Genomic DNA, 19,936 nt, shown 5'->3' on the forward strand with positions numbered 1-19,936 from the left:
TCGTCCGGCTCAGCCGGGAATGCCCGCGGCGAGCAGATCCACAAAGCTGACGTCCTCGCGGGCGACGCCGAACACCTCGGCCCGCAGCATGGTCCGCTCGGCCCATGCGCGGTGCGGCTTCACCTCGTTCATCTTGTTGGTGTACGCCGACCTCAGTACACCCCCGCCGCCCCGCTCGGGCCGCAGGATGTCCGCGGCATCGCCGAACTCTTCGTGACTGACCACGGACAGCGCGTGCACGGGCAGTACGTGGGAGGGGTGGATGCAGGTCTTGCCCAGCAGGCCGTTGGCCTGGTCCAGGGAGATCTCCCGCAGCAGCCCGTCCATGGCGTGCTCAATCAGTTTCTCGCGCAGTTCGACTGCCTGCCCCTCGAGGAACGGGCTGGTCCGCAGCATCGGCTTGAACATGCGCTCCGGGACCCGGAAGTACTCCCACACCGGCCCGGTCACCGTGAACCCGGTGCCGTCGGCCCGCCCCAGCAGGTTCACCACGTCGGAGATCACGGAGGCGACGACATGGACGTCGTACGCCGTCATGTCGGGGGCTCTGCGCAGACCGTACGAGGAACAGAAGTCGGTGACGCCGAGGCGCAGTGCCAGCACGCGGTCGCGGTACTTGTCGACGGCGCGGGCGATGCCCTCCAGGGTCTCCACCCGCGACTCGCGGTAGAGCAGCTCCGGCGACTCCAGCACCGGCATGGCGAACAGCCGGTGCCCGCTCGCGGCCTCCGCGCTCGCCAGGGCCTCCAGGAAGGGGATCCCGCGCTCCTCGGTGAACTTGGGCATCACGAACCCGGACAGCAGCCGCACGCTCACCCCGAGCCGCTGAACGAGGTCGGGGATCTGCTCGGGCGTACGGACCCGGACGAACAGCAGCGGCAGCTCGGCTCCGTCCCGCCCGGCCAGGTCGGCGAACTGGCGGACGAGGTTCTCCTCGCCCGCGACCACGTCCGCGTCGTCGATCGAGTCCTCCAGGCACAGCACCATCGAGACCACGCCGAGTCCGGCCTGCTTGACGATGTCGTCGGCGAGCCGCGGCCTGGTGGCCGGACTGTAGAGCGTGGCGCCCAGGGCCGCGGAGAGCAGCCGGGCCGGGGAGCCCGTGCCGAACTCGCACGGCTCCTGATGGAAGAGGCGCTGCCGCACCTCCGGGGCGATGTGCCCGAAATGACGCATAGAACTCCCCCGTGACGCCAGGTAAGGCTATGGATTGGGTAATGGGTGGCCGGTAATAGTACGTAGAAAGTCATGTCAGGGGTTCCCGCGGGGCATGAATTTCTGGTAACTCGGCCATGTCGACGCCGATTCGACAAGCCGTCGACCCGGCTGCGGGCTCCTACCCCCGCGTTGTCGTGACCAGGACCGAGAGGGCAGGATGACCGCATGACGCACGCGATGCTGAAGGGGTCGAACGTCCCGCTCGAGGCCACCACGGTGCGCGCGGTGCTGCGCTGGACGCCCGGGCAGGGGGTCCCGGACGTCGACGCCTCGGCGCTGCTCCTCGGCCCCGACGGTCGTGTGCGCTCCGACGAGGACTTCGTCTTCTACAACCAGCCCCGGCACCCCTCCGGGAAGGCGAGGTGGCTCGGCAAGAAACGAGTCGCCGATGGCCTCACCGACACGATCCAGACAGATCTGGCCGGAGTCGAGGCCGATGTCAGCCGGATTCTCCTGGTCGCTTCGGCGGACGACGTCACCTTCGACCGCGTACAGGGACTGCGCATCCTGCTGTACGACGCGGCGAGCGCGGCCGACGAGCCGCTGATCCTCTTCGACATCAAGCCCCAGACGGGCCAGGAGACCGCCCTGATCTGCGGCGAGTTGTACCGCCGTGACGACCGCTGGAAGTTCCGCGCCCTCGGCGAGGGCTACTCGGACGGCCTGAAGGGCCTGGCCACGGAGTTCGGCATCTCGGTGGACGAGTCGGAAGCCACGGACCCGGCGCCCGAGCCCTCCCAGCCCCTCCCCCCGGAGCAGCCCACCGCGGTCCCCACGCAACCGGCCTACGGCTACCCCCAGCAGCCCCCCGCGACCCAGCCCGCCTACGGCTACCCCCAGCCGGCAGCAGCCTCCGCCGGCTACGGCTACCCGCCCCCGAACCCGGACTTCCGCCTGCCGCCGCAGGGCCCGCAGTTCATCGGGCGGTAAGGGAGCGCCCCTCAAGGGGCGCGGGGCCGTATCGACGGGCGGCTCCGCCGCACCCGCGCACAGCTCCCCGAGCCATCAGGTGCCTACCGCTCCACCGCGGACTTGTACCCCCGCCCCCACTGCAACCCCCACCCGTACAACCGGTCGAGCTCCGCCTGGAACCCGTAGACGAACTTCACCTCACGCCGCACCACCAGCTCCCCCTTCACGTTCTCGATCATCACCACCGCACACGACCGAGCCTGCGGATGCCGCTCGTCAAGATGGATCTCGATACGGGGCCCATTGCTCGGATACAGCGTCACGATCGCGTGCGTACGGTCGAACGCCGGCGTCTGGTCGTAGATGTACACGAACACCAGCAGCCGCTTGATCTCGTCCCGGTGGTCGAGGTTGACGTACATCGTCTCGCCGGACGCCGACCCGAACCGGTCGTCGCCGCTGAGCTTGACGTACGGCGGTGTGTTGACGTCCCCGAAGTAGTTGCCGAGCGGCTGCACGACACCCTTGGTGCCGTCCTGGAGTTCGTACAGGCACGCCAGGTCGAGGTCGACGTTGACCATGCTCTGGCTGTGCCCCATGACCTCCGGGGGCCTGAGCGCCTTGAAGGGGTGTCGCAGCAGGGACTCCCGCTGGGAGCCGCCGATGTCGGACGTCCGCATCCGCCAGCTCAGGTTGATGCGCAGATGCCCGGTGGCGGCGCCCTGCTTGGTGAGGGAGACCTGGTGGTGCCGTTTGGTCAGCTCGATGGAGTTGGTGGCGGCGCTGCCCGAGTCGAAGTCGAACTCGCGTCCGCGCCACAGTCCGTCCAAGAAGCCCATTCCCGCCCCCAGATTCACCAGATTCATCCGGGTCCCGCTTGCCCCGGTCATCCCTTGAAACACCGGCGGGGCGGCCGGAGGCCGGCCGCCCCGCACAGAGCGTTCCCTCACCCGCAGGTGCGTCACACCCCGGACGAGATCTCAGTCTTCTCGTCCGAGCCCGCCGCTTTTCCCTCGGCTTCCGCAAGCGCCCTGTTGCGGCGCACCGAGGACCAGAAGGACCAGCCGATCAGGACGACACCGACGAGGCCGGTGATGACCTCGTTGATCTGGTACTGGATGGTGACCATGAGGATCACGGCCAGCGCACCGATCGCGTAGTGCGCGCCGTGCTCCAGGTAGACGTAGTCGTCGAGGGTGCCCTGGCGGACCAGGTACACGGTCAGCGAACGGACGTACATGGCGCCGATGCCGAGGCCCAGCGCCATCAGCACGATGTCGTTGGTGATGGCGAACGCGCCGATCACGCCGTCGAAGGAGAAGGACGCGTCGAGGACCTCGAGGTAGAGGAACATGAAGAACGCTGCCTGCCCGGCGAGGGCGACCGCCGAGCGCTTCTTGCCGGTGCGCGCGGCCTCTTCCTCCTCCTCGTGCTCCCGCTCCTCCTCTTCCTCGAGCCTGTCCTCGAAGTAGCCGGAGAGTCCGCCGACGACCATGTACGTGATCAGACCGGCGATGCCGGAGATCAGCACCGTCTGCGCCTTGTCGACGTGCGCGCCGCCGTGCTGGTGGGCGTGGGTGGCGAAGGTGAAGGACGTGATCAGCAGGACGACCAGGGCGATGCAGACCGACAGCATGTCGACCTTGCCGAGCTTGGCCAGCGGGCGCTCGATCCAGCGCAGCCACTGGATGTCCCGGTCCTCGAAGATGAAGTCGAGGAAGATCATCAGCAGGAACATGCCGCCGAAGGCGGCGATCGCCGGGTGGGCGTCGGTGACGAGCTGCTGGTACTGGTCCTTGTCGGTCAGGGCCAGGTTGACGGCCTCGATGGGGCTCTTCTTGGCGGTGACCGCGACGATGACGACCGGGAAGACCAGCCGCATGCCGAAGACCGCGATGAGGACGCCGACGGTGAGGAAGATCTTCTGCCAGAAGGCGTTCATCTTCTTCAGGATTCCGGCGTTGACCACCGCGTTGTCGAACGACAGCGAGATCTCGAGGATGGAGAGGATCGCCACGATACCGAAGGCCTCCCACCCCCCGTAGAGGACGGCGACGGCCAGGCCGACCGCGGTAATCGCGAACGACCAGCCGAAGGTTTTCAGAAGCACTGGCTACCCAATCCGTATCGGTACGGGTCTCTCCCCCGCGCCGTACTCGCCTTTACGAAACGTTGACCCCAAAGTCTAGAGCGATGCCACGCAGCCCCGACGCGTACCCCTGTCCCACCGCCCTGAACTTCCATTCGCCCTGGTAGCGGTAGAGCTCACCGAAGATCATCGCGGTTTCGGTGGAGGCGTCCTCGCTGAGGTCGTAGCGCGCGAGCTCCTGGCCGTCGGCCTGGTTGACGACGCGGATGAAGGCGTTGCTGACCTGTCCGAAGGTCTGGGCGCGCTCGTCGGCCATATGGATCGAGACCGGGAAGACGACCTTCTCGCAGTGGGCCGGCACCCGGGTCAGGTCGACCAGGATCGACTCGTCGTCGCCCTCGCCCTCACCGGTGAGGTTGTCGCCCGTGTGCTCCACCGAGCCCTCCGGGCTCTTGAGCTGGTTGTAGAAGACGAAGTACTCGTCGCCCAGGACCCGGTTGCCGGCGCCGCACAGCAGGGCGCTGGCGTCCAGGTCGAACGGGGCTCCGGTGGTGGAGCGCGCGTCCCAGCCGAGCCCGACCATCACCTGGGTCAGGTTGGGTGCGGCCTTGGACAGGGAGACATTGCCCCCCTTGGCGAGCGTGACGCCCATGATGCTGGTCCTCCCCGAGATGGTGCTTCTTTGGTTGTCCTGCACTCCCCCAGAGGGGGCACCCCCGGGCGCCGCACGCGAACGGTGCGGCGCCGGACGCTTCGAGACCCGGTGACGGGTCTCAGACGTTCACGCCGAAGTCCTGCGCGATGCCGCGCAGGCCCGACGCGTACCCCTGGCCGATGGCGCGGAACTTCCACTCCGCGCCGTGCCGGTACAGCTCGCCGAAGACCATGGCGGTCTCCGTCGAGGCGTCCTCGGAGAGGTCGTAGCGTGCGATCTCCGCCTCGCCCGCCTGGTTCACCACGCGGATGAAAGCGTTGCGCACCTGGCCGAACGACTGCTGGCGGTTCTCGGCGTCGTAGATGGAGACCGGGAACACGATCTTCTCGACGTCGGCCGGGACGGCAGCGAGGTTGATCTTGATCTGCTCGTCGTCACCCTCGCCCTCACCGGTGATGTTGTCACCGGTGTGCTCGACCGAGCCGTCCGGGCTCTTGAGGTTGTTGAAGAAGACGAAGTTGGCGTCGCTGCTGACCTTGCCCGAGGAGTTCAGCAGGAGTGCGCTGGCGTCCAGGTCGAAGTCGGTACCGGTCGTGGTGCGGACGTCCCACCCCAGACCGACGATGACCGCGGTCAGGCCCGGGGCCTCCTTGGTCAGCGATACGTTGCCGCCCTTGCTGAGGCTGACTCCCACGAGTCCTCCATTGGTGTCCAGGGGCGGGGAGCCCCGCCGTGCGTTTGATACCGGATCAACGAGTCGATCCTAGTGACGGGTTCCCGCCCCACGCATGGCTTGGAGCCGAAGAATCACAGGGTGTCGAGCGCCTTCACGTACTCGTTCAGGTCGCGGGCGTCCGGCAGCGCGTTGACGACGGTCCAGCGCACCACGCCCTCCTTGTCGATGACGAAGGTGCCGCGCACCGCGCAGCCCTTGTCCTCGGCGAAGACGCCGTAGGCGCGGGAGACCTCGCCGTGCGGCCAGAAGTCGCTCAGCAGCGGGTACTCGAGGCCCTCCTGCTCGGCGAAGACCCGCAGGGTGTGGATGGAGTCGTTGGAGACGGCGAGCACCTGGGTGTCGCGGTCGGAGAACTGCGGCAGGTTGTCCCGCACCTCGCACAGCTCGCCGGTGCACACACCGGTGAAGGCGAAGGGGTAGAAGAGCAGCACCACGTTCTTGCTGCCACGGAACTCGGAGAGCTTCACGGTGGCGCCGTGGTTGTCCTTGAGCTCGAAGTCGGGGGCCTTGTCGCCGACCTGGATCGCCATCGGGATACGTCCCTTTCGGTGGGGCTGTTCGGGTGGCACCACCCTACGCAGAGATCACCGAAAGCCGACGGACGGGCTGAGTGAATTCAGCCCGTCCGTCGTTCGAGGACGAGGCCGTTCAGGCCGAAAGGGGGGTCTGGGGGCGCAGCCCCCAGCCACGGCCGCTGCGGCCGCCGGTCACCGCTTGGACTTCGCGGCCTTCGGGGTCACCAGCCGGCTGCCGCTCCAGTCCTTGCCCACGCTGACGCTCTTGGAGGCGGACAGCCCCGCCGTCGTCGCGGCTTCGGAGATGTCGCTCGGCTCCACGTAGCCGTCGCGGCCGGTCTTCGGCGTCAGCAGCAGGATGGAGCCGCCCTCCTCGATGTAGGTGGTGGCGTCCACCAGCACATCGGTCAGGTCGCCGTCCTCGTCGCGGAACCAGAGCACCACGGCATCGGCGACGTCGTCGTAGTCCTCGTCCACAAGGTCGCTGCCGATGACCTGCTCGATTGCCTCGCGGAGTTCCTGGTCTACGTCGTCGTCGTAGCCGATCTCCTGGACCACCTGCTCGGGCTGGAACCCCAGCCTGACGGCAGGGCTCGTCTCCGCGTGGTCCGCGGTCGCGCTCACGGGTTGCCTCCTGATCATGTCTTGGTGAGTATCTCAGCCACGCGCGTGCGCGAAGCATTGGCCGTAGTCCACACGGGCGGGGCGGATCGCGCAAGTACCCGGCCGTTCAGACCGCCGAAACGGTGACGATCCTGGCCGTGTCACCGCAACTCCAGGCATGCAACCGCCGCCACAAGTGACCTACACCACACCTTTCTGCCCCCTTTGCGGCATTGGGAACCAGCCGGAGCTGACGTAGATCTCGGTTACCTCTCAGTAGAGATGACGTTTGCTTTCCCGAGGTACACGATGGGGAACGGTGCAGGCGTACCGAAAAGCAGCTCATTGCAGCCCTCTGACAGGTAAGGAACAGCGTGGCTTCCGGATCCGATCGCAACCCGATCATCATTGGCGGCCTTCCGAGTCAGGTTCCTGACTTCGATCCCGAGGAGACCCAGGAGTGGCTCGACTCCCTGGACGCCGCCGTCGACGAGCGCGGCCGTGAGCGAGCCCGCTACCTGATGCTGCGGCTGATCGAGCGGGCCCGCGAGAAGCGCGTGGCCGTCCCCGAGATGCGCAGCACGGACTACGTCAACACGATCGCGACCAAGGACGAGCCGTTCTTCCCCGGCAACGAGGAGATCGAGCGCAAGGTCCTGAACGCGACCCGCTGGAACGCCGCGGTCATGGTCTCACGGGCCCAGCGCCCCGGCATCGGCGTCGGCGGCCACATCGCCACCTTCGCCTCCTCCGCATCGCTCTACGACGTCGGCTTCAACCACTTCTTCCGCGGCAAGGACGAGGGGGACGGCGGCGACCAGGTCTTCTTCCAGGGCCACGCCTCCCCGGGCATCTACGCCCGGGCGTTCCTGCTCGACCGGCTCAGTGAGCAGCAGCTGGACGGCTTCCGCCAGGAGAAGTCGAAGGCCCCCAACGGCCTGTCCTCCTACCCGCACCCGCGCTCGATGCCGGACTTCTGGGAGTTCCCGACCGTGTCGATGGGCCTCGGCCCGATCGGTGCGATCTACCAGGCCCGGATGAACCGCTACATGCACGCGCGCGGGATCGCCGACACGTCGAAGTCCCATGTGTGGGCGTTCCTCGGCGACGGCGAGATGGACGAGCCGGAGTCGCTCGGCCAGCTGACCATCGCCGCCCGCGAGGGCCTGGACAACCTGACCTTCGTCGTCAACTGCAATCTGCAGCGCCTGGACGGCCCGGTGCGCGGCAACGGCAAGGTCATCCAGGAGCTGGAGTCGGTCTTCCGCGGCGCCGGCTGGAACGTGATCAAGCTGATCTGGGACCGCTCCTGGGACCCGCTGCTCGCGCAGGACCGCGACGGCATCCTCGTCAACAAGATGAACACGACGCCGGACGGCCAGTTCCAGACGTACGCCACCGAGTCCGGCGCCTACATCCGCGAGAACTTCTTCGGCGACGACCAGCGGCTGCGCGCGATGGTCGAGGGCATGACCGACGACCAGATCCTGCACCTGGGCCGTGGCGGCCACGACCACAAGAAGATCTTCGCGGCGTTCTCGGCGGCCAAGGCGCACAAGGGCCAGCCGACGGTGATCCTGGCCAAGACGATCAAGGGCTGGACCCTCGGCCCGAACTTCGAGGGCCGCAACGCCACGCACCAGATGAAGAAGCTGACGGTCGACGACCTCAAGCGCTTCCGCGACCGGCTGCACCTGCCGATCTCCGACAAGGACCTGGAGAGCGGGCTTCCGCCCTACTACCACCCGGGGCGGAACTCGGAAGAGATCCAGTACATGCACGACCACCGCAAGCAGTGCGGCGGGTACGTCCCGACGCGCGTCGTGCGCTCCAAGCCGCTCGCCCTGCCGGACGACAAGACGTACGCGACTGTGAAGAAGGGCTCCGGTCAGCAGTCGATCGCCACGACCATGGCTTTCGTACGGCTACTCAAGGACCTCATGCGGGACAAGGAGCTCGGCAAGCGGTTCGTGCTGATCGCGCCGGACGAGTACCGCACGTTCGGCATGGACTCCTTCTTCCCGAGCGCGAAGATCTACAACCCGCTCGGCCAGCAGTACGAGGCCGTCGACCGCGATCTGCTGCTCGCGTACAAGGAGTCGCCGACCGGCCAGATGCTGCACGACGGCATCTCCGAGGCGGGCTGCACCGCCTCGCTGATCGCGGCGGGCTCGGCGTACGCCACGCACGGCGAACCGCTGATCCCGGTCTACGTCTTCTACTCGATGTTCGGTTTCCAGCGCACCGGTGACCAGTTCTGGCAGATGTCCGACCAGCTGGCGCGCGGTTTCGTACTGGGTGCGACCGCCGGCCGCACGACGCTGACCGGTGAGGGGCTGCAGCACGCGGACGGCCACTCGCAGCTGCTCGCCTCGACCAACCCGGGCTGTGTCGCCTACGACCCGGCGTACTCGTACGAGATCGCGCACATCGTGCAGGACGGTCTGCGACGGATGTACGGCGGGGACGCGGAGCACCCGCACGGCGAGGACGTCTTCTACTACCTCACCGTCTACAACGAGCCCATCCAGCACCCCGCCGAGCCGGAGAACGTGGACGTCGAGGGCATCCTCAAGGGCATCCACCGGCTCTCCGAGGGCACTTCGGGGTCGATCCCGGCGCAGATCATGGCCTCCGGTGTGGCGGTCCCGTGGGCCGTCGAGGCGCAGAAGATCCTCGCCGAGGAGTGGAACGTCAAGGCCGACGTCTGGTCGGCGACCTCCTGGAACGAGCTGCGGCGCGAGGCGGTGGAGGTCGAGCGGCACAACCTGCTGCACCCCGAGGAGGAGCAGCGCGTGCCTTATGTGACGCAGAAGCTGTCGGGCGCGCAGGGACCCTTCGTGGCCGTTTCCGACTGGATGCGGGCGGTTCCGGACCAGATCGCCCGGTGGGTGCCGGGGTCCTACCAGTCCCTGGGTGCCGATGGGTTCGGCTTCGCCGATACCCGGGGGGCGGCTCGGCGGTTCTTCCACATCGACGCGCAGTCGATCGTGGTGGCGGTGCTCACCGAGTTGGCCAAGGAGGGGAAGGTGGACCGCTCGGTGCTCAAGCAGGCCATTGACCGGTATCAGTTGCTGGACGTTGCGGCGGCGGATCCCGGGGCCGCGGGCGGGGACGCGTAACACCAAGGTCGATTTGAGGGCGGCGGGACCAGATGGTCTCGCCGCCCTTACTCGTTCTTTACGATGCGGGCATGAAGCAACAGACGGCGCAGGGGCGTTGGGAGCAGCACACCCAGCGGCCCCTGCTGGCGCTCGCGGTGGCCTTCGCCGTCGCGTATGCCGTGCCGATCGTGGACCACTCCGCGGGGCACTCGCTGACGTCCGCGTGCACGGTGGTGGAGTGGGTGGTCTGGGGAGCGTTCGCCACGGACTACCTGGTACGGGTGGGGCTCTCCCCGCGGCGCAAGGAATTTGTGCGCACGCACTGGCTCGACCTGTGTGCGGTCGTGCTGCCGATGCTTCAGCCGTTGCGGCTGCTGCGGATGGTGTCCACGCTGATACTCGTCGGGCGACGGGCGCGGATGGCCTCGCAGATCCAGCTGACGACGTATGTCGCGGGTGCCGTCATCGGATTGCTGATGTTCGGTTCGCTGGCCGTGCTCTCGGTGGAGCGCGACTCGCCGAACGGGAACATCCGGACGCTGGGTGACGCGGTGTGGTGGTCATTCACGACGATGACGACCGTGGGGTACGGCGATCATGCGCCGACGACCGGGCTGGGGCGGATGATCGCCGTCGGGCTGATGCTGGCCGGGATAGCCCTGCTGGGTGTGGTGACCGCGAACATCGCCGCGTGGTTCATCGCGCGGTTCGAGAAGGACGACGTGGAGGAGCGTCGGCAGACCGAGGCCATCGAGGCGCTCACGGAGGAGGTGCGGGCCCTCCGGGCCGAGGTGGCGGCGTTGCGGGAGCCGTCGGGTGCGCCGTGAACGGGGTTGCTGCGGGGGTGGGTGTGCTTGCCCGCGCTTGCGGGGTGCCGCTGTCTTTGGGACGGGCGCCGCCCCGGAGGCACGACTGCCATGCGGGCGGGCCCCCGGTCCATCAGCCGGGGGCCCTGTCCCTCACTCGCCCCGGGTCAGAACAAACCGTTGCCCGGGGTTGCCGCTCCTGCGAGCCACACGATCGCCAGGAGCGTGTCGATGGCGCCCAGTACGAAGGCGACCAGGGCCGGAACCGAGCGGCTGCCCGCCCAGGTGCGGCCCATTGCGAGCCAGCCGCAGACGATCGCGGCGGGGCCGAGGATGATCCCCAGCACGAAGAACCCCGCGACCGCGCAGATGGTTCCGATGATTCCGAGCGTTGCGCGATCCGGCCCGGTCCGTGACCACGTGCGGCCACGTGAGCGGGGGTACCTGCGCGTTCCGTGTCCGAAGCCCGCCATCATCAACTCCCTGAACCCCGGGGTCTGTTCGGGGTTCAACGAGCGGGTACCCCCGTTGCGCTTCCTAATCCTCGGAGCTGCCGGCGCGCTGACCCCCTCCGGCAGCGCGCCGCAGCACCGGTCGCCCTCCACACCGTACGAACTTGCCCGAGGAACATGCCGTGCGGGAGGGCGTGACCACTGTGGCCTGCGGTGCGCACCGGATGCGAGGAATCTTTAGCTTCTTCACCCTGATAGGCGAAGTCCGTTGAAAACCCGTCAAGTTCGCCGGGCTTCCCCGCGTCAGATGTGCGCCGCTCCCGCTCCCGCGCCCGCCTCCGCGTTCTCGCCGCGCTTGGTGAGCAGGGCGACGAAGACGGCCACGACCGCGACTCCGCACGCGACCAGGGACGCCAGGCTCATGCCGGAGATGAACGTGTCGTGCGCGACGCCCGCGATCTTCGCAGCGACCGCCTCCGGGGTGCCCTTGACCACCGGGGCCACACCGACCTGGACGGCCTCGGAGGCCTGGCCCAGCTGGGTCGGGGTGAGCGGAGGGAGGCCGGCGTCCTTCCAGTTGCCGGCGAGGTCGCTGTCGACCTTGGACGCCATCACGGCGCCGAGGACGGCCGTACCGAGGCTGCCGCCGATCTGCATCGCCGCCTGCTGGAGGCCGCCGGCGACGCCTGAGAGCTCCATGGGCGCGTTGCCGACGATGACCTCCGTGGCACCGACCATGACCGGCGCGAGGCCGAGGCCGAGCAGGGCGAACCAGAGGGACATCACGGCGCTGCCGGTGTCCGCCTTCAGCGTCGACATGCCGTACATGGCGATCGCGGTGGCCGCCATGCCGCCGGCCAGCGGGATGCGCGGGCCCAGCTTGGTGATCAGCGCGCCCGCGAGCGGGGAGCCGACGATCATCATGCCGGTGAGCGGGAGCAGATGCTCGCCGGCCTCGATCGGCTTCATCCCATGCACGTTCTGCAGGTAGAACGTCACGAAGAACAGGCCGCCCATGAAGGCGATGGCCATCAGCACCATCAGCACCACGCCCGCGGACAGCGGAACCGAGCGGAAGAGGGTCAGCGGGATCAGCGGCTCCTTGACCTTCGTCTCCCAGAAGGAGAAGAGGACGAAGCCGACGATCGAGGCGGCTATGAACGTCCAGGTCCTGCCGTCGCCCCAGCCCCAGGCCGGGGCCTTGATCAGGGCCCAGACCAGGGAGAACATCGCGCCCGAGAGCAGGGCGATACCCAGCAGGTCGAAGGAGCGCGGCGCGTTCTCGGCTCGGTGGTCGCGCAGGATCAGCAGGCCCAGGACCAGGGCGATCGCGCCGACCGGCACGTTGATGAAGAACACCGACTGCCAGTTGACGTGCTCGACCAGGACGCCGCCGAGGATCGGGCCGCCGGCGGTGGAGGCGCCGATGACCATGCCCCAGATGCCGATGGCCATGTTGAGCTTCTCGGCCGGGAAGGTCGCCCGCAGCAGGCCGAGCGCGGCCGGCATCAGCAGCGCGCCGAACAGGCCCTGGAAGACGCGGAAGGTGACGACCGCGGCGATGCTGTTCGACAGGCCGATGGCACCGGAGGCGGCGGCGAAGCCGGTCACGCCGATCAGGAAGGTCTGGCGGTGCCCGAAGCGGTCGCCGAGCTTGCCCGCGGTGATCAGGGAGACAGCGAGAGCCAGGAAGTACCCGTTGGTGATCCACTGGACGTCGGCGAAGCTCGCCCCCAGGTCCTTCTGGATGGCCGGGTTGGCGATGGCCACGATGGTGCCGTCGAGGGCCACCATCATGACCCCGACGGCGACGGTGATGAGGGTGAACCACGGGTGGCCGCGCAGCCCGGAGGCCCCCGGCGCGTCCGACGGGGCTGCCGGTGCCTCGTCCCCCGGCCCCGTCGTGTCGATGGTGGTCTGACTAGTCATGTGTTCGAGGCTAGTGACAGCCGCTGACAATTGACAAACCAATTCACAAGTCAGTAACTGACGCATATGGAAACACTCCGCGAACGCAAGAAGCAGCGCACCCGGGACGCGCTGCTGCGGGCCGCCGTCGAACTGTTCACCACCCGCGGGTACGAGCAGACGACCGTCGACGACATCGCCGAGGCCGTCGACGTCTCGCAGCGCACCTTCTTCCGCTACTTCGCCGGCAAGGAGGAGGCCGCGCTCGCCCTGCAGGAGCTGGCGGTGGCGCGGTTCGTCGAGGCCGTACGCGAACGGCCGGCGGACGAGGCGCCGCTGGCCGCGCTGCGCCAGGCGGTCCTGGAGGGCTGGGACACGCTCCACGAGATCATCGAGGCCGTCGTACCGGTCGAGCTGTATCTGCGGATGTACCGGGTGATCGAGTCGACGCCGGTCCTGCTCGCCGCGCATCTGCGGCGCAACGAGGAGACCGAGGACGCCATCGCGCGGGTGCTCGCCGAGCGGGAGGGCCTGGACGTGGACGCCGACCCGCGGCCCCGTCTTGCCGTGGCGATCTTCAGCGGGGTGATGCGGGTGACGGAACGGCAGTGGTCCACCGGTGAGGACTTCAGCGTCGAGGCGATGCGCGCGTTGACGATCTCGTACCTCGAACAGGTGGGGCCCGCACTCACGGAGAGCTGGCGAACACGCTGAGGCACATCGCGAGGACATTGACAGACACTGAGGTCATCGCCGCGTTTATCGAAACGTGATACCCGTCACTCAGCTCACGCGAGACCCTCTCGTTCTCCTAGTGTGTCCTCCCAGTGACTTCCTTCGACACCTCCCCGCAACTGAACGTCTGGCGCGCCCTGCTCGCGCTGGCCGTCGTGTTCGTGATGCTGGCGACCACCGGATGGACCGCCCTGCGCAGCCATCGCGCGGTGACTCCGCTGCAGGCCTCGATCTCCTCCTGGGAGCACGGCCGCATCCACGGACACCATCTGCCGGACCCCGACGCGTCCCCCGCGCGCCTCGCCCGCTTCTTCGCCTCGCTCACCGCCCAGGAGCGCACCCATCTCGCCCACCGCTATCCCCTCGCGGTCGGCAACATGAACGGTGCTCCCCTCGCCCTGCGCTACCGCGCCAACCGTCTGGCGCTCACCGAGCAGCGCAAGGTCGAGCTCAGGCGTATGCACGACAACCGGCTCTCGCTGCTCGGACAGCACGACGCCGGTCGCCGTATGCACCGCTACGAGTCGCTGCTGCAGAAGGGCCGGCAGGTCCTCGCGTTCGACCCCGAGGGCTCGGGGCGGGTCGCGCAGGTGATCGGGGACCTGCAGCGCGCCGAGCGTGTGTCGGTCGTCGTCCCCGGTGTGGACACCAACCTGCTCACCTTCCAGAAGACCAACCGCCCGTACTCGGCTGCCCTCGGCATGGCCCAGTCGCTGTATGCGGCGGAGCAGGCGGCGAGCCCGACGACGCGTACGGCCGTGATCGCCTGGGCCGACTACACGGCGCCCGCCGGGCTCGGCATCGACTCGGCGACGGCGATGCGCGCGGCGGAGGGCTCGCTGCGGCTGAACGCCATGCTGCGCGGGCTGCCCGGCACGGCGCCCGTCTCGCTGTTCTGCCACAGCTACGGCTCCGTGGTGTGCGGCATCGCCGCCCCCGGGCTGCCGCGCCGGGTCGCCGACATAGCGGTGGCCGCCAGCCCCGGCATGCGCGTGTCGAACGCCTCCCACCTGCGCACCACCGCCCAGGTGTGGGCGATGCGGGACGCCACCGACTGGGTCCAGGACGTGCCGTACCTGGAACTCGGCGGGCTGGGCCACGGGGCAGACCCGGTGTCGGCCGCGTTCGGGGCGCGGGTGCTGTCCGCGCAGGGCGCGAAGGGGCATGCCGGTTATTTCGAGCCGGGCACGGAGAGCGTGCGGAACTTCGCGGAGATCGGCGTTGGCGCGTATCGGTCGGTGCACTGCGCACGCGAGGAGAACGTGTGCCGGGAGGGTTTGTCCGGCGCGTCCACGTCCGGACGCGCGTAGAGGCGCAGAAACTGCGGTCTGCGCGGGGTGGAGACGAAGGAGCGGGTCATGCATACGATGAGCCGCATGGGTGACGTACTGGCCGGATTTCATGCCGCCTGGGAGTTCGAGTCCGACTCCGTGCTCATCCGTTACGAACGCGGGATTCGAACACCCAAGCTCTTCCAGGCGCTGGGGGAACGCCGTGTGCCGCTGGAGGCGATCTCCGGGGTGACGCTGTCCCCCGGCAAGCGCGGCACCGTCGTCCTGCGCGCCGAGCTGCGGCCCGGGGCCGATCCGCTGCTGGAGGCGGCTGCGGGGCAGCTCAAGGAAGGGTGCGATCCGTACCGGCTGGTGCTGCCTGCGGAGCGGGACGCTCTCGCCGAGTACTACGCCGATGAGCTGCGGGGGCTGCTGACCGCGGACGGAGAGCCCGCCGAGCGGTTTCTGGTGGCTGCGCCCGAGGCGCCCCGGCAGTTCAAGGCCTATGACGCCAAGGCGTCCTTCGACGGGAAGGCCGTGCACTTCCGGTGGTTCTGGACGGGGGCGTCGTCGGCGAAGTGGAAGGCGGGCGACCAGAGCTTTCCCGTCGGGGAGCTGAGCGGGGTGGAGTGGCGGTCGCCGGAGGTGTTCGAGGGGCATCTGCGGTTGTTGCGGCGGAATGCTGCGCAGGCTGAGCAGGTGGACCAGGATCCGGCGGCTGTGGTGTTCGGGCTGGGGTATGGCCCTGTGCATGAGTCGTTGCCGTTTGCGGCGGCTGTGCTTGCCGCGGTGCGGGATGCCGGACCGGCGGCCGTGGTGTCGGCCGGTGCGCCGAGGCGCGATCCGGCCGACATCGCTGAGCGCATTCGTCACCTGGGGGAGCTGCATCAGGCGGGGCTGGTGACGGATGAGGAGTTCTCCGTCAAGAAGGCGGAGCTGTTGGCGGAGCTTTAGGGGGTGCGGGGTTCGGCTTGTTGGCTGGTGCGGGTTCGTTGTGGCTTGTCGCGCCCACGCGGCGGAGCCGCAAATCGACTCAGCCCCGCGCCCCTCAAAAGCCGCTGCCCGCAGCCCTTGCGACAAGCTGCTCCCCGGCGCCCCGCTAAACCGGCCCCGGCTTACTCCCTGCCTGCTGAAGCGAAGCTCATGTCCGGGTAACGCGTCCCTGCCACCTTCGACGCGATCGGTTCCAGTGCGGCCAGCTCGTCTTCCGTCAGGACGATTGCCGTTGCCGCTGCGTTCTCCTCCACCCTTTTGACCTTTGTCGTGCCCGGGATCTGGGCCACCGCGAGGCCGTGCACGTCCGCTCGTTGCTGGACCCAGGCCAGGGCGATCTGGGCCGGGGAGGCTCCGTGGGCCTCGGCCACCGCTCGGATCGGCTCCAGGAGCGTTGCGTTGGTGGCCGCGTTGTCGCCCTGGAAGCGGGGCATCGTGCGGCGGACGTCGCCGTCGGTGAGGTCCTTGTCCGCGTTGGAGAAGGAGCCGGCGAGGAAACCGCGGCCGAGCGGGGAGTACGGAACCAGGGCCACGCCCAGTTCGCGGGCAGCGGGCACCACGTTGGTCTCGATGTCCCGGCTGAACAGGGACCACTCCGACTGCACGGCGGCGATCGGGTGCACGGCCTGCGCGGCGCGCAGTTCGTCGGCGGTGACCTCGCTGAGGCCGAGGTGCCTGACCTTGCCCTCGCGGACCAGCTCGGCCATGGCGCCGACGGTCTCCTCGATCGGGACGTTCACATCGCGCCGGTGCATGTAGTAGAGGTCGATGACGTCGACGTCCAGGCGGCGCAGGCTGCCCTCGGCGGCCTGGCGGACGTACGCGGCGTCGCCGCGGATGACCCGCTTGGTGCGGTCGCCCGCCGGAACGCGTACGCCGAACTTGGTCGCGATGACGACCTCGTCGCGGTGCGCCTTGAAGAAGGGCGAGAGGAAACGCTCGTTGTCGCCGTCGCCGTAGCCCTCCGCCGTGTCGTACAGGGTGACGCCCAGCTCCAGTGCCCGCTCCAGGGTGGCCCGCGACTCCTCCGCGTCCGAGGGGCCGTACGCCCAGCTCATGCCCATGCAGCCGAGGCCCTGTACGCCGACCTCGGGGCCGTCGGCGCCCAGTCGTACGGTCGGGATCCTGCTGTCCGTCATCGCACCTTCTCCGCGTAGAAACTGATCTTCCGGTCGAGCACCGCGAGGGTGTCCTGGAGCTCCGCCATCCGGGACAGCACGTCCCGGCGGGTCTGCTCGAGCAGTTCGAAGCGCTCGCCGAACGTGTGGTCGCCCTCGCGCACCAGTTCCGCGTACCGCACCATGTCGGCGACCGGCATACCGGTGAGCCGGAGCTTGCCGACGAGGTCCAGCCAGTCGAGGTCGCGGTTGCTGTAGCGGCGCTGGCCCGTGTGCGAGCGGTCCACGTGCGGCATCAGGCCGATGCGCTCGTACCAGCGCAGGGTGTGCGCGGTGAGGCCGGTGAACGCGACGACCTCGCTGATCGTGTAACTGTCCTGGCCTTCGGGGCGCCGATGGGGGTGGGGCGGGGCACCGCAGCTGTCGGTCCGGGTGGGCGTGGTCTCCATCACCGTCATGGCCTCAACGCTATGACCTTCGAGTGCACTCCAAGCAAGCGGAACCCGTAAGAAATAAGCACAGCAGAAATAAGCACAGCAGAAATCGGCGGGACATGGGGCTGGGGCGGTGACTAGCGTGCGGGGCATGGGTCTTGTACGCCGGGCCGTGCCCGAGGACGCGCAGGAAGTGCTGCGGCTGCGCCAGGTGATGATCGATGCGCTGCCGGGGTCGGATCCTGCCACGGACTGGCACGAGCAGTCGCTGCCGGGGCTGCGGGAGAGGCTGGGCGAGACGGAGGGGAACTTCGCCGCGTTCGTCGTCGACCATCCGGAGCGGCCGGGGGCGTTGGCCGCGCTGGTGGCCGGGACGGTGGACTACCGGATCGGGAAGGCGGGCGATCCGCACGGGCGAGTCGGCTTCGTCTTCAGCGTGGCGACCGATCCGGACGCACGCCGTCGCGGGTACGCGCGCGCGTGCATGGACGTACTGCTGGACTGGTTCCGGGAGCGCGGTGCCGCGCGCGTGCATCTGACCGCCTCCCCGGAGGCCGAGCCGCTCTATGTCTCGCTCGGGTTCAAGCCCAAGCCCGACCCGTTGCTGGAGCTCACGCTGTGAGCGCTTAGGCTCGACGGCATGTCGCTGAAGAGCCTTGCGTTGATCGAAAACTGGCCGGTTCCCACCGCTGCGGCGGGTGTGGTGCGGGGCGACGGCACGGTCCTCGGCACCCATGGCCCGGTCGGCCACCGCTTCCCGCTCGCCTCGGTCACCAAGCCGCTCGCCGCGTACGCCGCCCTCGTCGCGTACGAGGAGGGCGCGATCGAGCTCGACGAACCGGCGGGGCCGCCCGGCTCGACGGTCCGCCATCTGCTGGCCCACACCTCGGGGCTCGCGTTCGACGAGCACCGGGTGACCGCGCCGGCCGGGGAGCGGCGGCTGTACTCCAACGCAGGGTTCGAGCAGCTCGGCGACCACATCGCCAAGGCGACCGACATCCCGTTCGGGGAGTATCTGCGGCAGGCGGTGCTGGAGCCGCTGGGGATGAACGGCACCTCCCTGGAGGGCTCCCCCGCCAAGGACGGCGTCTCGACCGTCGAGGACCTGCTGCGGTTCGCGGCCGAGGTGCAGGCGCCGCGGCTGCTGGATCCGCGGACGGTGGCGGAGGCGATGACGGTGCAGTACCCGGGGACGAAGGGGGTCCTGCCGGGGTACGGGCACCAGAATCCGAACGACTGGGGTCTCGGGTTCGAGATCCGTGACTCCAAGTCGCCGCACTGGACGGGGTCTTCGTCCTCTGCGCGGACCTTCGGGCACTTCGGGCAGGCGGGTACGTTCCTGTGGATCGACCCGGACGCGGGGGTGGCGGGCGTGGCCCTGACCGACCGGGCCTTCGGGCCGTGGGCGGTGGAGGCTTGGCCGGCGTTCACGGATGCGGTGCTGGCGGAGTTGCGGGGCTGAGGTCGCGGGCCCCGGGTTTTTTCGCCCCCGCCGCCCCTACCCGTCCCGTACCTGGGGGCTGCCGCCCCCAGACCCCCGCTTCGGCCTGAACGACCTCGTCCTCAAACGCCGGACGGGCTGAAAAGATCAAACCCCGGCCGGTGAAAAATCAGCCCCTCCGGCGTTTGAGGAGCGGGGGTCCGGGGGCCGGCCCCCGGGACGGGACGGGTAGGGGCGGCGGGGGCGAACACCCTGGCCCGCGGTCACCACCGTCCCGGCTCGTTCTCAAGTGCCCAGATCAGCAGCTCCGCGTCCGTCGCAGCCAGCGCCTCCATGTCCTTCGCGTCCGTGATCCGAGCCGCGTCACCGGGGCCCAAATGCTCCCCGTCCAGGTCCACTTCACCCCGCACCACGTGCGCGTACACGTACGCCGCGTCCGGCACCGCCGTCCGCTCCCCCGCCCCCAGGCGCCGTACATGGAGCATCGCGCCCGCCTCCGGGACCGCGTACGGGGTCGAGTCCGCGATGCCGTGGACGATCTCGTAGGCGGGGTCGCCGCCGGGGTCGCGGGGGGCCAGCCACATCTGGACGAAGGTCAGGGGGCCGTCGCCGTCGTTGCGCTCCACGTGCCGTACGCCCGCGGCCGAGCTCAGCCGCTGGACGTCGCCGGGCCGGACCGTCGTCTCGTGGCCGAAGGAGTCACGGTGGGTCAGCTCGCCCTCGACCACCCACGTCACGATCTCGGTGTGGCTGTGCGGGTGTTCGTCGAAGCCAGCGCCGGGCGCGAGCCGCTCCTCGTTGCAGGCGATCACCGCACCGAAGCGGAGGTTGTCGGGGTCGTAGTGCGGGCCGAAGGAGAAGGCGTGCCACGACTCGATGCCGGCTGCCGGGTCGCCCCCTGGATAGCGCTCCGCAGCGCGCCGTACGTCCATCACGTACTCCACGG

Annotated in this window: 20 protein-coding genes; 8 read left to right on the forward strand and 12 right to left on the reverse strand. The window is 68.9% G+C overall.

Annotated features, from left to right (window positions below):
* Positions 1-9: 9 nt before the first annotated feature.
* Positions 10-1,176, reverse strand: coding sequence for an HpcH/HpaI aldolase/citrate lyase family protein (locus ACFY1E_RS01485; protein ID WP_389070057.1), 1,167 nt, complete (start codon positions 1,174-1,176; stop codon positions 10-12).
* A gap of 207 nt (positions 1,177-1,383) precedes the next feature.
* Here ACFY1E_RS01485 and ACFY1E_RS01490 point away from each other — a divergent pair, with 207 nt between their 5' ends.
* Positions 1,384-2,148, forward strand: coding sequence for a TerD family protein (locus ACFY1E_RS01490; protein WP_389070060.1), 765 nt, complete (start codon positions 1,384-1,386; stop codon positions 2,146-2,148).
* 83 nt (positions 2,149-2,231) lie between these two features.
* Here the strand turns inward: ACFY1E_RS01490 and ACFY1E_RS01495 are convergent, their stop codons facing one another.
* The 6 genes from ACFY1E_RS01495 to ACFY1E_RS01520 all read right to left on the reverse strand — a co-directional run bounded on the left by ACFY1E_RS01495 (position 2,232) and on the right by ACFY1E_RS01520 (position 6,749).
* Positions 2,232-2,969, reverse strand: a complete 738-nt coding sequence (locus ACFY1E_RS01495; protein WP_389071572.1) for a Tellurium resistance — start codon at positions 2,967-2,969, stop codon at positions 2,232-2,234.
* A gap of 122 nt (positions 2,970-3,091) precedes the next feature.
* Positions 3,092-4,240 (reverse strand): DUF475 domain-containing protein, encoded by a 1,149-nt coding sequence (locus tag ACFY1E_RS01500; protein ID WP_389070062.1) that lies wholly within the window; start codon positions 4,238-4,240, stop codon positions 3,092-3,094.
* Positions 4,241-4,292: 52 nt separating this feature from the next.
* Complete coding sequence (locus tag ACFY1E_RS01505; protein WP_389070065.1) at positions 4,293-4,871, reverse strand: TerD family protein; 579 nt, start codon at positions 4,869-4,871, stop codon at positions 4,293-4,295.
* A 121-nt stretch (positions 4,872-4,992) separates the two neighbouring features.
* Positions 4,993-5,568: a calcium homeostasis/redox stress adaptation protein gene (locus ACFY1E_RS01510; protein WP_115908402.1), complete on the reverse strand. Its 576-nt coding sequence runs from the start codon at positions 5,566-5,568 to the stop codon at positions 4,993-4,995.
* 113 nt (positions 5,569-5,681) lie between these two features.
* On the reverse strand, positions 5,682-6,140 hold the full coding sequence (locus ACFY1E_RS01515) for a peroxiredoxin (protein ID WP_123964840.1): 459 nt from the start codon (positions 6,138-6,140) through the stop codon (positions 5,682-5,684).
* Between the two features lie 177 nt (positions 6,141-6,317).
* Positions 6,318-6,749: a DUF3052 domain-containing protein gene (locus ACFY1E_RS01520; RefSeq protein WP_030931848.1), complete on the reverse strand. Its 432-nt coding sequence runs from the start codon at positions 6,747-6,749 to the stop codon at positions 6,318-6,320.
* Positions 6,750-7,102: 353 nt separating this feature from the next.
* Here ACFY1E_RS01520 and aceE point away from each other — a divergent pair, with 353 nt between their 5' ends.
* Positions 7,103-9,850, forward strand: a complete 2,748-nt coding sequence (gene aceE, locus ACFY1E_RS01525) for a pyruvate dehydrogenase (acetyl-transferring), homodimeric type (RefSeq protein WP_389070069.1) — start codon at positions 7,103-7,105, stop codon at positions 9,848-9,850.
* A 71-nt stretch (positions 9,851-9,921) separates the two neighbouring features.
* On the forward strand, positions 9,922-10,659 hold the full coding sequence (locus ACFY1E_RS01530) for a potassium channel family protein (RefSeq protein WP_389070071.1): 738 nt from the start codon (positions 9,922-9,924) through the stop codon (positions 10,657-10,659).
* A 146-nt stretch (positions 10,660-10,805) separates the two neighbouring features.
* Here the strand turns inward: ACFY1E_RS01530 and ACFY1E_RS01535 are convergent, their stop codons facing one another.
* Positions 10,806-11,114: a small hydrophobic protein gene (locus ACFY1E_RS01535; RefSeq protein ID WP_344406725.1), complete on the reverse strand. Its 309-nt coding sequence runs from the start codon at positions 11,112-11,114 to the stop codon at positions 10,806-10,808.
* Positions 11,115-11,393: 279 nt separating this feature from the next.
* Positions 11,394-13,019, reverse strand: coding sequence for an MFS transporter (locus ACFY1E_RS01540; protein WP_389070073.1), 1,626 nt, complete (start codon positions 13,017-13,019; stop codon positions 11,394-11,396).
* 66 nt (positions 13,020-13,085) lie between these two features.
* Between ACFY1E_RS01540 and ACFY1E_RS01545 the strand changes: the two genes are divergently transcribed.
* The 3 genes from ACFY1E_RS01545 to ACFY1E_RS01555 all read left to right on the forward strand — a co-directional run bounded on the left by ACFY1E_RS01545 (position 13,086) and on the right by ACFY1E_RS01555 (position 15,958).
* Positions 13,086-13,712, forward strand: coding sequence for a TetR family transcriptional regulator (locus ACFY1E_RS01545; protein ID WP_389070076.1), 627 nt, complete (start codon positions 13,086-13,088; stop codon positions 13,710-13,712).
* A 113-nt stretch (positions 13,713-13,825) separates the two neighbouring features.
* The gene (locus ACFY1E_RS01550) at positions 13,826-15,043 is read left to right on the forward strand and encodes an alpha/beta hydrolase (RefSeq protein ID WP_389070078.1); all 1,218 of its coding nucleotides are present in this window, start codon (positions 13,826-13,828) and stop codon (positions 15,041-15,043) included.
* Between the two features lie 57 nt (positions 15,044-15,100).
* The gene (locus ACFY1E_RS01555; RefSeq protein ID WP_389071574.1) at positions 15,101-15,958 is read left to right on the forward strand and encodes a DUF4429 domain-containing protein; all 858 of its coding nucleotides are present in this window, start codon (positions 15,101-15,103) and stop codon (positions 15,956-15,958) included.
* A 161-nt stretch (positions 15,959-16,119) separates the two neighbouring features.
* Here the strand turns inward: ACFY1E_RS01555 and ACFY1E_RS01560 are convergent, their stop codons facing one another.
* Both ACFY1E_RS01560 and ACFY1E_RS01565 read right to left on the reverse strand, forming a co-directional pair.
* Positions 16,120-17,136 (reverse strand): aldo/keto reductase, encoded by a 1,017-nt coding sequence (locus ACFY1E_RS01560; protein WP_389070081.1) that lies wholly within the window; start codon positions 17,134-17,136, stop codon positions 16,120-16,122.
* A complete protein-coding gene (locus tag ACFY1E_RS01565; protein WP_115908394.1) occupies positions 17,133-17,573 on the reverse strand; it encodes a MerR family transcriptional regulator in 441 nt (146 codons plus the stop codon). The genes ACFY1E_RS01560 and ACFY1E_RS01565 overlap by 4 nt, the downstream gene beginning before the upstream one ends.
* A gap of 127 nt (positions 17,574-17,700) precedes the next feature.
* Here ACFY1E_RS01565 and ACFY1E_RS01570 point away from each other — a divergent pair, with 127 nt between their 5' ends.
* Positions 17,701-18,171, forward strand: coding sequence for a GNAT family N-acetyltransferase (locus tag ACFY1E_RS01570; RefSeq protein ID WP_389070084.1), 471 nt, complete (start codon positions 17,701-17,703; stop codon positions 18,169-18,171).
* 18 nt (positions 18,172-18,189) lie between these two features.
* A complete protein-coding gene (locus ACFY1E_RS01575) occupies positions 18,190-19,011 on the forward strand; it encodes a serine hydrolase domain-containing protein (protein ID WP_389070087.1) in 822 nt (273 codons plus the stop codon).
* A 242-nt stretch (positions 19,012-19,253) separates the two neighbouring features.
* On the opposite strand, the gene ACFY1E_RS01580 is transcribed toward ACFY1E_RS01575, so the two are convergent.
* Positions 19,254-19,922, reverse strand: a complete 669-nt coding sequence (locus ACFY1E_RS01580) for a pirin family protein (protein ID WP_389071577.1) — start codon at positions 19,920-19,922, stop codon at positions 19,254-19,256.
* Between the last annotated feature and the right edge of the window lie 14 nt (positions 19,923-19,936).

The organism is Streptomyces sp. NPDC001604, from assembly GCF_042893475.1.
GTDB lineage: Bacteria > Actinomycetota > Actinomycetes > Streptomycetales > Streptomycetaceae > Streptomyces.